The 15,044-nt window shown below is 31.5% G+C and carries 19 protein-coding genes and 1 pseudogene; 12 read left to right on the top strand and 8 right to left on the bottom strand.

The window, feature by feature from the left end; translation table 11 throughout:
* The first annotated feature begins 1 nt into the window (after window position 1).
* Complete coding sequence (locus F0362_RS30345) at window positions 2–727, top strand: ABC transporter permease (RefSeq protein WP_001159645.1); 726 nt, start codon at window positions 2–4, stop codon at window positions 725–727.
* 15 nt (window positions 728–742) lie between these two features.
* Window positions 743–1,441, top strand: a complete 699-nt coding sequence (locus F0362_RS30340) for an ABC-2 family transporter permease (protein WP_000511809.1) — start codon at window positions 743–745, stop codon at window positions 1,439–1,441.
* A gap of 554 nt (window positions 1,442–1,995) precedes the next feature.
* Here F0362_RS30340 and F0362_RS30335 read toward each other — a convergent pair.
* From F0362_RS30335 to F0362_RS30325, 3 genes are all read right to left on the bottom strand, one after another.
* The gene (locus tag F0362_RS30335; protein WP_000367310.1) at window positions 1,996–2,187 is read right to left on the bottom strand and encodes an aspartyl-phosphate phosphatase Spo0E family protein; all 192 of its coding nucleotides are present in this window, start codon (window positions 2,185–2,187) and stop codon (window positions 1,996–1,998) included.
* 210 nt (window positions 2,188–2,397) lie between these two features.
* On the bottom strand, window positions 2,398–2,586 hold the full coding sequence (gene hfq, locus F0362_RS30330) for an RNA chaperone Hfq (protein WP_000990397.1): 189 nt from the start codon (window positions 2,584–2,586) through the stop codon (window positions 2,398–2,400).
* Entirely contained in the window at window positions 2,583–3,440 is an 858-nt protein-coding gene (locus F0362_RS30325; protein WP_000055172.1) for a hypothetical protein, read from the bottom strand. The genes hfq and F0362_RS30325 overlap by 4 nt, the downstream gene beginning before the upstream one ends.
* A 302-nt stretch (window positions 3,441–3,742) precedes the next feature.
* Here F0362_RS30325 and F0362_RS30320 point away from each other — a divergent pair.
* From F0362_RS30320 to F0362_RS30305, 4 genes and pseudogenes are all read left to right on the top strand, one after another.
* Window positions 3,743–4,177: pseudogene (locus F0362_RS30320) on the top strand (hypothetical protein).
* Window positions 4,171–4,494, top strand: a complete 324-nt coding sequence (locus F0362_RS30315; RefSeq protein WP_000934652.1) for a hypothetical protein — start codon at window positions 4,171–4,173, stop codon at window positions 4,492–4,494. Before F0362_RS30320 ends, F0362_RS30315 begins: the two are co-directional and overlap by 7 nt.
* Window positions 4,495–4,506: 12 nt before the next feature.
* Window positions 4,507–5,670: an FtsK/SpoIIIE domain-containing protein gene (locus F0362_RS30310; protein ID WP_149890238.1), complete on the top strand. Its 1,164-nt coding sequence runs from the start codon at window positions 4,507–4,509 to the stop codon at window positions 5,668–5,670.
* Window positions 5,654–6,307, top strand: a complete 654-nt coding sequence (locus F0362_RS30305) for a replication-relaxation family protein (RefSeq protein WP_002105922.1) — start codon at window positions 5,654–5,656, stop codon at window positions 6,305–6,307. The genes F0362_RS30310 and F0362_RS30305 overlap by 17 nt, the downstream gene beginning before the upstream one ends.
* 28 nt (window positions 6,308–6,335) lie before the next feature.
* On the opposite strand, the gene F0362_RS30300 is transcribed toward F0362_RS30305, so the two are convergent.
* Window positions 6,336–6,557: a helix-turn-helix domain-containing protein gene (locus F0362_RS30300; protein ID WP_000466112.1), complete on the bottom strand. Its 222-nt coding sequence runs from the start codon at window positions 6,555–6,557 to the stop codon at window positions 6,336–6,338.
* Window positions 6,558–6,935: 378 nt separating this feature from the next.
* Here F0362_RS30300 and F0362_RS30295 point away from each other — a divergent pair, with 378 nt between their 5' ends.
* The 4 genes from F0362_RS30295 to F0362_RS30275 all read left to right on the top strand — a co-directional run bounded on the left by F0362_RS30295 (window position 6,936) and on the right by F0362_RS30275 (window position 10,504).
* Window positions 6,936–7,394, top strand: coding sequence for an endonuclease domain-containing protein (locus tag F0362_RS30295; protein ID WP_000147171.1), 459 nt, complete (start codon window positions 6,936–6,938; stop codon window positions 7,392–7,394).
* 295 nt (window positions 7,395–7,689) lie between these two features.
* A complete protein-coding gene (gene tnpA / locus F0362_RS30290; protein ID WP_000762741.1) occupies window positions 7,690–8,088 on the top strand; it encodes an IS200/IS605 family transposase in 399 nt (132 codons plus the stop codon).
* An 11-nt stretch (window positions 8,089–8,099) separates the two neighbouring features.
* A complete protein-coding gene (locus F0362_RS30285) occupies window positions 8,100–9,212 on the top strand; it encodes an RNA-guided endonuclease TnpB family protein (RefSeq protein WP_000160670.1) in 1,113 nt (370 codons plus the stop codon).
* A gap of 707 nt (window positions 9,213–9,919) precedes the next feature.
* Entirely contained in the window at window positions 9,920–10,504 is a 585-nt protein-coding gene (locus F0362_RS30275; protein WP_000439929.1) for a hypothetical protein, read from the top strand.
* 51 nt (window positions 10,505–10,555) lie between these two features.
* Here the strand turns inward: F0362_RS30275 and F0362_RS30270 are convergent, their stop codons facing one another.
* Both F0362_RS30270 and F0362_RS30265 read right to left on the bottom strand, forming a co-directional pair.
* The gene (locus tag F0362_RS30270; RefSeq protein ID WP_000533812.1) at window positions 10,556–10,975 is read right to left on the bottom strand and encodes a hypothetical protein; all 420 of its coding nucleotides are present in this window, start codon (window positions 10,973–10,975) and stop codon (window positions 10,556–10,558) included.
* Between the two features lie 27 nt (window positions 10,976–11,002).
* Window positions 11,003–12,169, bottom strand: a complete 1,167-nt coding sequence (locus F0362_RS30265) for a ParM/StbA family protein (protein ID WP_000705231.1) — start codon at window positions 12,167–12,169, stop codon at window positions 11,003–11,005.
* A gap of 675 nt (window positions 12,170–12,844) precedes the next feature.
* Between F0362_RS30265 and F0362_RS30260 the strand changes: the two genes are divergently transcribed.
* Window positions 12,845–13,405 (top strand): helix-turn-helix domain-containing protein, encoded by a 561-nt coding sequence (locus F0362_RS30260; RefSeq protein WP_016090764.1) that lies wholly within the window; start codon window positions 12,845–12,847, stop codon window positions 13,403–13,405.
* 78 nt (window positions 13,406–13,483) lie between these two features.
* On the opposite strand, the gene F0362_RS30255 is transcribed toward F0362_RS30260, so the two are convergent.
* Both F0362_RS30255 and F0362_RS30250 read right to left on the bottom strand, forming a co-directional pair.
* Window positions 13,484–13,660: a hypothetical protein gene (locus tag F0362_RS30255; RefSeq protein ID WP_016090765.1), complete on the bottom strand. Its 177-nt coding sequence runs from the start codon at window positions 13,658–13,660 to the stop codon at window positions 13,484–13,486.
* 199 nt (window positions 13,661–13,859) lie between these two features.
* Window positions 13,860–14,408: a VanZ family protein gene (locus F0362_RS30250; RefSeq protein WP_016090766.1), complete on the bottom strand. Its 549-nt coding sequence runs from the start codon at window positions 14,406–14,408 to the stop codon at window positions 13,860–13,862.
* Window positions 14,409–14,888: 480 nt separating this feature from the next.
* On the opposite strand from F0362_RS30250, the gene F0362_RS30705 reads away from it, so the two are divergent.
* Window positions 14,889–15,029 carry a hypothetical protein gene (locus F0362_RS30705; RefSeq protein WP_016090767.1) on the top strand — a complete coding sequence of 47 codons (141 nt, stop codon included), beginning with the start codon at window positions 14,889–14,891 and terminating at the stop codon, window positions 15,027–15,029.
* Window positions 15,030–15,044 lie beyond the last annotated feature (15 nt).

Raw genomic sequence — 15,044 nt, 5'->3', positions numbered from 1 at the left:
AATGCAATTTATCTTTAAAAGTGTAAATAGTGAGATGAGGAAAATTGGTGGGAGAAAATTATTATTAATTTCTTTGTTTTTCTCATTATTATCAAGCTTTTTGTGTATAAGTTATTTTATTTTTAACAAGAATAATCCCGACATGTTTCAATCTACAAATCTTATAGCAATTACAGTAAACTTTAATACACTAACGTTAAGTATTTTTTCTGCTTGTATGTGGTATTTTATCATTTCTTCTGAAAATAAATATGGTACTTGGGCCATTATTTATACAAAGCCCATTTCGAAATTCAAGTTATTGGTAGCTAAAAATTTATTGTTTATACTGTTCTATTTGATCTTTAATATTTTGAATTTTTCGGTTATGGGCATCTATACTTTTATAAATGGATATGAAATATCAATACTTTATTTTTTAAAAATGTTGATACTTTGTACTATTTTATCTTTAGCAATACCATATTCTCAATTGCTTTTTCACTTAATTATAAAAAAGGGTATTCTTGCGGCATCCTTGTCAGTAATTTGGATATTTTTTATCGTAACATATGGATTATTCCCTTTAATATTTACAAAGACATTTCCAATATTTTATGCATTGAATATAGTAAGTGACGTAATGTTTAAAGAAACAACTATTTTATTATATCTTGCAAGTTCTTCAATATATATTTTAGGAATTATGTTATTGACTGTGAGTTTTAAATATTATACATATGAATAATAAAGGGTGAAATAAGTGGGTATTTTAGGTGAATATAAAAAAAGTCTTCATAATGGATTGTATATCCTGTTACTAGTATTTCTGTTGGTACCAATTAGTTTTCAAGTTTTTCTAACTGTATCGCCTCAATTAAATGATGGCGCTTTCATGCATATAGCGATTCTGAGCCTTTTTTGTAGGTTATTTTTACCTATTGCGATAGGTCTATTAGTGTCATTTTCTTTTGTAAACGAATTCAGAAGAAAAGGATACATGTCTGCTATTTATCATGGGATCACTTTAAAAACTATATTAAGTAATAAGTTTTTCTTTTGCTTAATATTTACTTTTTGTTATTTAATATGTGCTTTAATCATAACTAGTATACCTATAGTATTAACGGTTGATAATCTAGGGACTGTTTATCAAAGTTTAAGTTTTTCTATACTTTTTCTGGTAATTAGCTCTTTAATTATTGTGAATCTACATTTTTTAATAAATATAATATTTTATAAAATCCCGTTACTTTCATTATTAGTAGGGGTTATAGGTGGACTTGGTAGCTTTTTTATCTCTCATACAAACTATTGGATACTATTCCCTTGGTCATATCCAATTATGAGTCTTTATTTTGATAGCATTGAACCAAAACAATTATATATTATTCTCATTGTATATCTATTATCATTACTAGGTTGTATATTTATTATTAAAAAATCAATAAGATGGAATTAAAGTTACTTGGCAAATGACTTCACCTAAGGAATTGAGTCTCGTACACTCAATTCTTTTTTTATGTTATAAAAAAGGAGATCATTTGTCAAAAAGCATTTGCTATAGAATAGCAAATGCTTTTTGTTGAACTTGAATTGAACACTTTCAGAAAGTATTTATATTGTTTGCCTTTTTCTCTTGAAAAATTGTACCCTCAATTATTAATTTTAACATAGAATATAGAAAATGTAGCGTTTCAATATCAAAAAACCCATTGGTTTTATATGGATTATTTCTTTATAATAATGAGAGGTAGTTCCCGAATGTAAATAGGCTCTCATGCAAGAAAAGCAAGAGAGCCTATCTACATAAAAAAAGATTGGATATTTGCCAATCTTTTTCGTGTAAGGGATTTAATGACAGCTTGTTACTACAACTCGTTTTTATTTTAAAACAATTAACCAGAAAATTCAATCTAACGTTTTTTCTCAATATGGCTTTTCATATTTTTGAATTATAATATAATTAATTCTTTTTATTTCTATATCTGTCTCTTATCTTCCTGTTGGGAATCCTTAGTATAAGGATTCTTTTTTTGTTCTAATTTTGTAATCTAATCTATATCTGTTCATTGCTTTATAGATTAAAAGGTCTAATTTTTGACTAACACTAATTACTTTTTGATGTCTAAAACCATATGTTTTTACAAGATACTCCAATTCTTTTTTTTTATCTTCTATCATCTCATGTAGTAATTTCATATCCACTTTTTCTTTTAAACTCCTTTATACATAGTATGATGAAAAAACTGTATTTAAAAAATGCAAACAAAAAAACAAGACTGAAACCAGCCTTGCCTTAAAGGAAAAAACTAACTCTTATATCTAAGAGTACATTATGTATGGAAAATTTTGAATTATATATGCCTAAAAAAGGATAAAAAGGTTATAATTGTAAGATTTTGAAAGTTTGTTATTCTATAAAGAAACAGTTGATATCGCTTGTTTATAAAGGAACATTTGCTTTCCATTGCTTAAAATTAGTACCGAAAATTTATCAACAGCGATAATTTTTCCAGGTACCCTGACACCGTTTATTAGAAAAACCGTCACTTCTTTTTTTTCTTCTATTAACTTTTCATAAAACTTCTCTTGTGTATACATCATTTTGATGGTTGCAACTCCTCTCCTTTTTCGGAACGGTTCATAGCTTCTAAGAATACATATTCTTTTACTGTTAGCTCAACCGTTGGGCAATATTCAACCTTTGATAATTCGTGAAATAGAGAAAGGTTTTTGTGTAGTTTTTGAATCATTTCATCTAAAGTGATTTCTCCTACACCATACTCAATTACTGAATTTAAAAATACGTCTACATCTATTAAACTTGGTTCAATTAGGGAAACAATCTCTTGTACCTTTGGTAAAATAATTGTTTCATAACGTTGTTTGAATAGTTCTAAATCCTCTGGTGCGGGTTCATTCTCACAAAGCTTTTTGAAAGATAGTACACGAATGTCATTTTGTAATGAATCAATACGCTCTTCATAAAACGCTTTGTCGAACCCTTCTTTGTCAGCAACATCGTAATGAAGTTCTGTTTGTGATCTAGGCTTTTTCTTATAAGCATCCATGAGGATTTTCTCTTTTGTATTAAACATCATGATAAAAACAGTACGTTCTAGATTCATGATTTGGTTTGCTACGCTTAATGTTTCATCTAATACTTTTGCGCGTTCTTCTTCACTTAACTTTTTTATAGAGGATGGAACAAGTTTTTTGACATTCTCAAACGACTCGGAATTCATAATGTGTTGAAGAGAAAATTGAGCGACTTCTGGTAAACAAGGATCAGTTGTTTTATCCAGAAGTAACAAATCTTTAATCGTTCGCACTGTATTTTTGATTTCTTTTTGAGCTTGTCGAACTTTTTCTATGCTTCTTTCCATGTATTCTGGTTGTTTAAGACGATTGAAAATGTATTCTCTTCTTGCTTCAAAATGTTGCTGTAAAAGTGACATAGTTGTTTCCTCCTCTATTTTCTGAATTGATTTGAAATTCCTTTTATATTGTATCATTAAATTTTATGAAGTGGGACGGTAGCAAGGTTTATTTGTAAAGACAAGGTTTGGAATTGCATATCAGACAACCAACGATGCATATTCTTTACCAAAGCAATTACCAAAGTGGATATCAACCTTATAACCAAAGAATCTATCATGATAGTACTATCAAAAGAAATCATTGATTATCACATGTTTTTAGGGGATTTTGAGTTTTGTTTATAGTAGGAGAAATGGAATGAGCAAAAGGAGGGGAAACAATGAATAATTCTTATGAAATTATCGGTAATCAAATTAAATATTATTTGAGGGATGATCCAACGAGAGGCTAGAACAACATACCTAGTCCGCAATTTCGAAGTGTGAAAGAAATTACAGAATGGTGTGGAAGTTCAACAAATGAAATTATGTGTGGGTGGGATGCGCTCAATCAAAATGCAATGAGTGTAACGGATACAACAGATTTCTTATATAAGTGGATTAGTTGGTATGTGACCGAACCATTAGACAGTACAGCACAAGAAATACGAAAGTTATCAGACGAACTTGCGAGTTTCATAACACATGTACCTGTTGATACATTTGAACTCATTAAGAATAACTCTCATATGGTGTTAGATTGTATATGTTTTGTATTGGACTGGATACCAAATTTGTTAACGATATTCTTTGTTTTAGGAGGGAAAACATGCTGAATCGAAAAGAAACAATTTCTTTTCAAGCCTTTATGGACCAATCTTATAAGAAGAAAAAGCAAACAAAAATATTTAGTGTTGGCCCTATTAGTCCGTTCGCATTTTTTCATATGTCTTCACCGCTTGTTCATACGTATGTAGCCCTGGGAATAGTAGGTGGACTTACAATTGGAGCTGTTTTGTTAGAGAAATACTTAGTACGAAATGATTATGTTTTTGCATCCAATATCCTTTCTAATGGTCTATATTACGGTGTAAGAATTGGCGGGATTGGGTTTATTGGTTATGTATTTATTCGTATTTTACTCATGTTGTAAGGGGGATGGAAAATGAAAGGATGGTTAAAAAAGAAGAGATACAAATACCAGTTAGAAGAGGTATTTAAGAAAGCGAAGTTATACGATGAGCACGTTACACGAGGTGGGAAGGTCCCTATTTATCCTAAGATTCATGATGTTTACGCAGGAAAAGAAAGTGTACGGTACACTTTTACACTACCCAATGGCGTTGATCCAGCTCAAATTCATAAGAAATGGTTTTGTTTTCAGCAAATACTAGGTGAAAATCTTATGATGGAAGGTAATATTAAAAAATTTGTACTCCATGTATTTCATTCTAATGCAAGTTTACAGCCTTACGATTACAGTTATAAACAATGGCAACCATTATTAAAACAATATCGTCTTCCAATCGTGGTTGGTCGGGATCAATTTGGTAATACGATTGTGTATGATATGGTTGATTCAAACACACCACATTTACTGATTGCGGGAGAAACAGGAAGCGGAAAAAGTAGTATAGTACGTGTGATTTTAGCCACATTAATCCAACAGATGTCACCAGAGCATTTACATTTGTACCTGGGAGACTTAAAAAATTCAGAGTTTCATTTTTTAAGAAGAGTGAAGCATGTGAAGTATGTTTGCATGGAAGAACATGAAATGACGAACATGTTAGCAAAATTATGGAAAGAGGTATTGCATAGAAGAAAGGTAATGGAAAAATATGAGCTAGGTCATATTGATGAATACAATCAAATAACAAAAGATAAACCCTTACCATATATTTTTATTGCCATTGATGAAGTAGCAATGCTACAGGACGAAAAGGAATGTGTCACCATAATAGAAAAAATATCAGCTGTCGGCAGATCGCTTGGTATCTTCCTCATGCTAAGTATGCAACGTCCAGATGCAAAAATACTTGATGGCAAGTTAAAGCTCAATTTGACGGTAAGAATGGGCTTTAAATGTGCGGATTTAATTAACAGTAACATTGTAGGGACGCCTGGATCAGAAAATTTAAGTCAATCGGGCCAAATGATTTTAAAATTAGATGGTTTAAAGAAGGTGCAGGCTCCTTATTTGGCATTGGACCAAGCGAAAGAAATAATAGAACCGTATCGTTTATCTAAAGAGCAAAGTATAAAGAAGGAAGAACCAGAGCATCAAGAAGACAAAATCTTTGGGGTGTTAGATGATGCTAACGAATAGAGATAAACAAATTATAGGTCATTTACAGCAATTTAGATGTATGTCGCGTGATGATATTATTGATCTCCATTTTAGAAATGTAAAGAATGCAGTAACATGTTGTAATACTGTTACAAAGCGTTTAAGCCGCGAAGGATATATCGATGTGGATACATCACAACGTCCATATGTGTATTTTCCTTATCCAAATACAATTCGTAAAGGAAGCCAAAAGATACGTCATTTTTTAGCGATTGTAGATGTATATAAGCAGTTATTACGAACCGAAAGACCGAAGATATTTCAAGTAGAACCTAAATATAAGAAAGGTTATATGGAACCCGATATATTTACCATTTGGCATAAAAGTCCATTTTTTATAGAAGTCCAGAACTCCATTTATAATAAGGCTACGATCCAAACAAAAATCAAACGTTATGAATCGTATTTTCGTAGCATGGAATGGAAAAAAGAATCCTGGCAACCGAAACATAATATGGTATTTCCCTCACTTTTAATTCTTACTGACCTCAAATATCCGATTTCTAGTTCTAATTTTCGTATTTTTCAAGCGCCCTCTATTCAGCATTTTCTTATACAAGTACAGAAACCTAAAGACATTTCGGTTCAAATAGGTTCAGTCAAAGCAAAATTATGAAAGCACAAGATACTGTTTCTTGTGCTTTTTACATGTCCCAAAAGTCATTGATTTTGGCGTGAGGATCAATTTTTCTAATAGTATTTAATATTTTTTTCATGATTTCAGGTTTGGGGATGTAATCTGTATCTCTACATGCTTTACTGATGGTTTGAACAGAAACCTTTGACTTTTTGGATAGTTCCTGTTGTTCAATTCCTTGCCGATCTAACCATCTTTTTAATTTAGTCCTATTTTTGCGGAAAAACATTTATCTCACTCTCCTGTCTTTAATTTTTTATTTACAATTATGGACAGGAAGTTAAATTCATATACAATTCAATTCAACTTAAACTTAAGTAAGATACAAGAGAACGAGATTCATAGAGTATTTGCACGAACGATTTATTGATAATTTCACTTGGAATGAGGTATACATACAATGCAAAGATTTGACTTACGCATCATACAACAAATCTTTGCAAAGCACTTTCCAAAAAAAATTAAATTCGTCTATTCTTAGAGAACATGAATAAGGACAATTTTGTTTTACTCGTATAAGGTAAGTAATTAAAAATTGGATAAATAGACAGGGTTTGGACATATTACATTTTGAGTATTAACTCAAATTTGTATTGGGCGTGAAAAGATGACCGGTTTATTCGTTGTATTGGGATGCACACTTGTATTTTTTCTTGTGGCACAAATTTTTACTCCACCATCTACTTATAATCCAAACAGTGACACACAAAGGGCAAAATGCTCTAACAAATTAGAGAAAAGAGTATATGATGCATTGCGCTTTAATGGTTATTATCCGATTGTGCAATATAAAGTACCTAGTAAACGTTTTAAGTTAGATTTTGCATTTTTTTCTGCAAAGGGTTTAAAGATAGATTTAGAAATTGATGGGCCTTTTCATCGAACACCAGAAGGAACCAAACGAGACAGAAGAAGAGATAAATACATGAAAACAAATGGTTGGAAAGTGATTCGTATTACTGATATTTCTTTAAATAATGGATTTGAAAAACAAATACTTTTGTTGATAGCAACATTAAATGAATTAGGGATAGAACCTTCTAAAGAATCAGAACTTGTTTGTTAGAAGAAAAATAAAGACGTATGATGTAGTTTTTCATCATACGTCTTTATTTTTTGAAAAGATCCTAGACCAGAATCCTTGTTTTTGCTCTTGGCTGGATGCTATAAGCTTTTGTGATTTACGCATTTCATCAAAATTTTATTTTAATTGCACATATTGCAATAATAGAATTTTATTTAACGAATTCCTCGAAAGAATTCTCCTTCCTCAAGCGCGTGAAGGGCGTATCCAAAAGGCTTTGCTTTTTATTTTGCCTCTTATATAATCAGTCTTATAAAGTATAAAGTTTGGTATATCAATGAAATTAGACAGCAATAATCATTCAGTATTCTTGTTGTATTATCATCTTGTGTTGGTCGTAAAATTCAGAAGAAATGTGTTTGATGATGATATGTCAGATTATGCAAAAGACATGTTTGTTAGGTTATCCGAGAATTACAACATAACATTGGTAGAGTGGAATCATGATGTAGACCATGTTCATATTTTGTTCAAGGCACATCCGAATACAGAAATGACAAAATTCATCAATGCTTATAAAAGTGCAAGTTCTCGACTAATCAAGAGAGACTTTCCACAAATGAAAAAGAAACTTTGGAAAGAGATGTTTTGGTCAAGAAGTTTTTGCTTACTAACTACTGGTAGTTCGCCAATAGATGTAGTAAAGAAATATATTGAAAACCAAGGTGAAAAGTGAGGTGAAATGATATGACAAAGCATAATAAAGCATATAAATTTCGTTTGTATCCAACAGAAGAACAAGCATACCTTATGCGTAAAACCTTCGGTTGTGTACGTTTCGTGTATAACAGAATGTTAGCAGAACGGAAAGAAGCGTACGAAAAGTACAAAGATGACAAGGAACAACTAAAGAAACAAAAGCTTCCAACTCCTGCGAAATATAAAGCAGAATTCGAGTGGTTAAAAGAAGTTGATTCATTAGCTTTGGCAAATGCTCAACTAAACTTGCAAACTGCCTATAAGAATTTCTTTAGTGGTCAAAATGACTTCCCGACATTCAAAAGTAAAAAAGACAGAAAATCTTATAAAACGAATGTAGTAAACGGAAATATTATGTTGCTTAATGGTCATATCAAATTGCCAAAACTGAAAATGGTACGTATCAAACAGCATAGAGAAATACCATTAGACCATATAATCAAGTCATGTACGATTTCTATGACACCTACTGGTAAATACTATGTGTCGATTTTGACTGAATACGAAAAAGAGATTGTACAAAAAGAAGTAGAAACAGTTGTTGGATTAGACTTTGCGATGGATGGATTATACGTTAGTTCTGAGGATAAGAAAGCCAATTATTCTAAGTTCTACCGTGAAATGTTAGACCGATTAGCAAAGGCACAACGAGTATTAGCAAGACGCAATAAAGGTTCTCAGCGTTGGAATAAACAACGTATTCGTGTAGCTAAGTTACATGAGAAAGTAGCTAGCCAACGTAAGAATTTCCTTCATCATGAGTCTAAAGAATTGTCTACTAAATTTGATGTTGTAGCTATTGAAGACCTAAACATGAAAGGAATGTCGCAAGCACTTCATTTTGGAAAAAGTGTCGCTGACAATAGTTGGGGAATGTTCACTTCTTTTTTAGCTTATAAACTATACGAACAAGGAAAACAACTTGTGAAAATAGACAAATGGTTTCCTTCCACAAAAACATGTAGCAGTTGTGGAAATGTAAAAAATATGTCATTGTCTGAACGAGTATATTCTTGTATATGCGGTGTAAATCTCGATAGAGATTATAACGCAGCTATCAATATCAAAAATGAAGCAATACGTCTATTAGCGTTAGCATAAATAGCAATAAAATAACCTTTGGAACAAGGGAGTTAGCTCGGCTGTCTTAGGACGAATTCGTTAGCTATCAAAAGTAACGACTAACCGAGAAGCCCCCACTTCAAACAGTCCGTTAGGACGTTAAGTGGCGGGTAGTTCACCTCGTTAGCAGATTGTAACTCTTGGAGGATTTGTTGATTCGTTTTTTCTTGCTCTTGCAGTCACTTCATAAATATCTATATCAATTAAAAAATGTTTATGATTAGGGATGAATAAAAATAAATTCTATTTCTATCTCATGAGATTGCGGATTTGCATTAATAATTGGTTCATTCAAGAGTATATCACTGCTATAGCACGAGATGAATGCTATGATATAAATGGTTATTAAGGAATCAACTAAAATAATGGGAAGACAGGAAAAGGTATTCTAAGGATTGAAAAGTAATTAATTGACTAAAATTAGGGATCCCCAGAACAAGAATCAAAATTTATATGTGCTATAGAATTGATACAGGTACGCCGAATCACTAAAGCAAAGACTAATAGCAAAGACTAATAGCAAAGAATGCGAACCGTGATGGGGATTCCCTTGCAAATATTATGTGGAAATCTAGAGGTGAAAAATTCTTGCTTGCAAGCATAATAAAAAGTGTACAATGGGTATTAAGGATTAGTAAAATGATACTGTGGTAAGAGTGTAGCGATACTATAATGGAGGTGGTTGAATGGAGAGAAAAGATGATGTTGTAAGTGAAGTGTACTTAAAAACAATTGATGTCTCCCGTATCACCAATCTAGCAGAGAGTACAATCAGAAAATATAGCTTAGAACTCGAAAAACAAGGCTATGAGTTTAATAAAGATGGCGATACAAGACTGTATCATGCCGATGATGTGACAGTTTTTAATACTCTAAAAGAGATTAGAGAAAAAACTAAGGTTTCATTGAATCACGCTGTTAGCGTGTTGATGACACAGCAAACACGTGCGACACAGGGTGTAGCGCGTTCAGAAGTTGCTGTGACAAGGTCTCAGAGTGAAGAGGAGCAATACGCGCTACAATCTATATCAAGCGAAATTCGGAATTTCTTAGAAGATATAAAGACTGAATTTATAGGTTTTCGAAAAGAACTTGAAATCGAACGTCAAAGCAATGATGTATTTAAACAAGAGCTTGAAGCAGAGCGTGAAAAAAATCAGAAATTAGAAAAGAAACTTGATCTTATTATGACGGAATTAGAAAAAATCAACGCTAAAGCTGATATTTCTAACCAAGAACCCAAAAGGAAGAAATTATTTGGGATATTTTAAGTTTAGACAAAACAAAAAGAGTTGCTCATATGAGAGCAACTCTTTTTGTTTTTAGAAATCTGGGTCTTCTAAATCGTCTTCATCTAATGATCCTGTAATGTTGGTATTAGTTAGTAATTGTCCCATTTGACCTACGTCTTTTAATAAATCGTCTGCCAGAGAATTATGGGTATTCTCTTCGTTTTGCATAAGGACAGAAGATACAGGAGCCACCTGGAGATCTGAAATTGTTTGTGTAATTTGTTTTATGGCGTTCATCATTTGTTCTTGATTTTTTGAGACTTTTAGAAGTTCTTTTTTTGCATCAAAGGGCTCTTTCTGTGTTAAGTCTTGTTCAACTAATTGAATAATATAAGTTGCAAGCTTTTTGGAGCGGGCTTTTTGCTCAAGGTGATTATAAACTTCTTCGCTCATGTGATCTGTTCGAAGTCCAAAGACTGTTTGTTTCTCGGTCTTTTTAGTACGCCCCATAATGCGGCTCCTCCTTTCTGACTATACTTATTTCTCTATTTTTTGCAGCATTTCGCCGCGACTTTTTACTTCAAGACCATATAGATTTAATTTGCGTGAATCTGGTAAGAAAATATGATTTGCTTGAGCGATTTCAGCTCCATACATTTCTTCTATGACTTCATGGATGCTAGCCTCTAGTATTGGGGCAACACCACCGAAATAAACATATTTATAAACTTTATCAGCTGGTGCAGGCATTACATCTTGGATTTTTAAAATTAGAAACTTAGCAAACTCTTTTAAAGAAGAGCGAACTTTGTCTGTTAAATCTACACGCTGGCCAGTGTTTCCATCAACTAATTCCATTTTCGGCTTTTGGAAATTGTTTACTATAAATGTTTCAAATGAACGTAAATCAGAGAATTTTTCTAGGAACTTTTCTTTTCTTAATTTTTCAATATGAGATAGATAGGATAATTTGTCTATCGGTTGCATAGAATCACGGTTCTTAGGTGATTTTAAACCGGCTGGTGATAATACTAGATCAATTGTTCCACCGCCAATATCAACAAGTACGGTATCATTGTTATCAAATTGGCTTGCTTCTTCACGATCTTCTAATTCAAAATTCTTTTTAATTGCTAAACGTGCAATTTCGCCTTCGATACGACAAGTCGCTTTTTCTACAGTTATTTTTAAAGTTTTTTCCATTCCTGGAGTATGTATTGTAACTTCATGCTCTCCAGCAAATCTTTCTGCCATGGCATTTTGAGCTTCACTAAATTTGGCTGTTCGTTTAAGTAACCATATAGGTAACATTGTTTGGAAATATTCAATTTCAATTGTATTGTCATCCGATTCGCGCTGTTCATTAATAGCATGATAGAAAGAAACAGCTGATAAAAACATCACATAAGGGATAGGGCTTGTAATCTTGTCATGAAGTTTATTGACATGGTTGTTAGCTAATGCATGTTTTGCAGCTTCGTCTCCAACTAAGAAGAATCTTTCTGTGTCTTCTCCTGGAATTGTTGTTGAAATAAGTAGGCGAGATAATAATTCTTTAGGATTGGTAATGGTTGCTACAAAATGAGAGTCAGCTTCATCTTTGCTGATTTCTACAACGTTTGTAGGAGTTTCAATATAGAAACCATCAATTAAGTTCATATCAAGTGAGTTTCCAGAATCCTTATTCATCATAGTAATTTTCATTAATTATTCACTCCTTTAGTTATATTGTTAACAATATAACATTTTTTCATATCTATTGGAAGGTATTTTTCAATATTAGTTAACAAAAAGAAATCGTTATTAACCTTATATTTTTAAGGGTTTATAATGATTTATTTTTGTTATATTGTATTTATGTTAACTATAAAAAAGATTGTTAACTTTATTTTTAATTTATATGTATTCTTCACAAGATATATGTTTGTACCTTTGGGTTTTATTCGATAGAAGATTTCCTCTTATGAATTTCAGTGGAGGAATTGAATGTTTTTTGATTTCTAATTAATTTAACTATTGGGGAATATAGCACAGTTCAGTCTACAAGTATCTCCTTGCTATTAATATGTTATTTTTTATATGGTTCTCGCCAGCGTCTTGGAAAAAATACAATGGGCTGCCTATATGGACAGCTCATTTACATAATTCTCGTTGTAGGAATTAAAAGCAAACTTTTCCCATCCAAAAGAGGTTTATTCTTTAAACAGTTGCTTAATTTTGATCAGCAATTGTATTAGTTGATCCAGCACTTATACCTAAAAATAAAGGGGAAATAGCATGATAAAACATTTTTACACCTTAGAATCACGTTATTATAAAGAAATTTGGTAGTCTTTAATTAGCCTTTAACTTAACCTCAAACTTAAGGGAGATGTATAGATGAATATTGGTAGACAAATACAATATTTTCGTAAACGGGATAATATGTCCCAAGAGAAGTTAGCAGAAAAAATTCATGTTTCCAGACAATCTATTTCTAACTGGGAAAATGAAAGGAACTATCCAGATATTCATAATTTACTAATGATGAGTATTCTCTTTAATGTCTCCCTGGATGATTTAGTTAAAGGAGATGTAAAGATCATGAAAGAAGAACTTCAAAAATCAACTTTCTTTAAGTGGAGTTACATCATGTTAGCATTAATGATTCTACTTCCTATTTCTATTGCACCTATATTTTACTTTTTGGGTTATTATGGCCTTATAATACCTGTGGGACTTACGATTTTGCTTATGTTTTCATCACAGCAAGTTGAAAATATAAAAAAAGAGCATAATTTAAAAACTTATCGTCAAATAGTTGATTTTATAGAGGGAAAACCTGTAAGTGAAGTAAAGCCTAATATAAAAGACAAATTATTAAAAATAGGTTTGATGCTTGCAAGTGCTTTAATTAGTTATAGTTTGATTTATTTAGGATTGAGTGTATTTGGAAGATAACTTAGAAAACTATTAAAAGTCCTCCGGATTGTTTAACTGGAGGACTTTTGTGTTTACATAATTTTCGTTATCTGTAGTTTAATTCATATTGTTTATCTGTTTTTTGATTTCATTTTTACCAATTTGATAACCTGAAATTGCCCCTAGTGTCAATAAGAAAAAAACATTCCATTCAGATCTACCTGTAGCAAAATTAAATACTAAACTACATACAAATGCCCCAATAATAAATATGAATAATTGATTGAATTTCATTATTAACTCTCCCTTTTAATTAACAAATCAAGAACATAACTATATTCTCAATAAAGGTAAAGAAACCCTTTTATATAAAGTATTTTCACTAAGTTGGGGTACCGCCAGCATTTTTGAAAAACCCCATGCTGAGTAAAAAATAAAATAAGCCATCCATTTGGACAGCTCATTTACATAATTCTCGTTATCAGAAGTTGGATTAAAGCTCTTGATGTATCTTTTTATGGGATTGTTTATTTATAAAAATCAGAGTTACCCACTTATAGATTAAGAATCCAATATATACTCCAAAACTATTTAAAATAATGTCATCAATATCAAATGACCTAAAAGTAAGCCCTAATTGGATACATTCAATCGTTAAAGAGCTTAACAAACCTAATAATACTATTTTTAATCCTTTATTTATTTTTTTGAATTTCATTGGAATTAGAATTCCAAAAGGTATAAACAGTAGAATATTTCCTCCTATATTGCGCAAAGGAACTATAAAATAAGAATTATGTAGTAGTTCGTTTATGCTCGCAAAAGGAATGTAATTGTGTCTTGTTGGGAATGATTCTTGAAGACCTATCGCTAAAGGGAAAATAGTTACACTTATTACTCCTACAACATATATAAAACATGAAGTAGAAAGTAATTCCTTATGTAATTTAAACCTATTTTTGTTTAAGCTATAATAGATAACTTTATAAATAACCCAAATTATAAATAATAAAAGGGCTGGTAACTTAAAATTTATAATCATAGTTTTTCTCCTCTTTTTTTATGAAAATTTTACCATAATTAGAAGTGTAAATACATAACATTCCATATGAATATCATATACATACATAGTTAACATAACGCCTTATTATCGGTAGCAAAGAAAAAGGCGAATCCCTTATGGACGTAAGAGATTCGTCTTTTTTCTTTTTATCAATCTATGCAATTTTTTATACATTCCTATCATAGTGTGGGTTTTCGGGTTCTCATTTGTTACTGGATTATCCGAAAAGTTGTATAAAATCTTGCATATTCTTAGCGTGGGGGGTTCCGAAACGCTAGCTGTACCCTAAAATGCATAAACCCTTACTTGAAGTTTGTTATCAAAATGAAATCTATATATAGTATTCGCAACAAAAATGAAACACGATATACACTTTATTTTTGGGTTTAACTGGAATATAATAGATTTATAGGGAACGAACGTTCGTAACAAAAAAATAGAGTTAGGAGGTATATGTTTATGAAATCTAGTTCAAAACGTGTCACAAGTTCTAAAGTTGCAACGACGGCTTCTAAGATTTTACGAGACGGTAAATATGGAAAAGCAACAAAAAGTGTCGCAGCGTCAGCTTTATCTCAAGCAAAATCTAAGAAAAAATAATTACAATTAAAGGAG

The sequence above is a fragment of the Bacillus sp. BS98 genome, from assembly GCF_008432245.1.
Lineage (GTDB): Bacteria > Bacillota > Bacilli > Bacillales > Bacillaceae_G > Bacillus_A > Bacillus_A toyonensis.
Note: the sequence above shows the minus strand (reverse complement) of the source record. Positions and strands in the feature narration are given on the sequence as shown.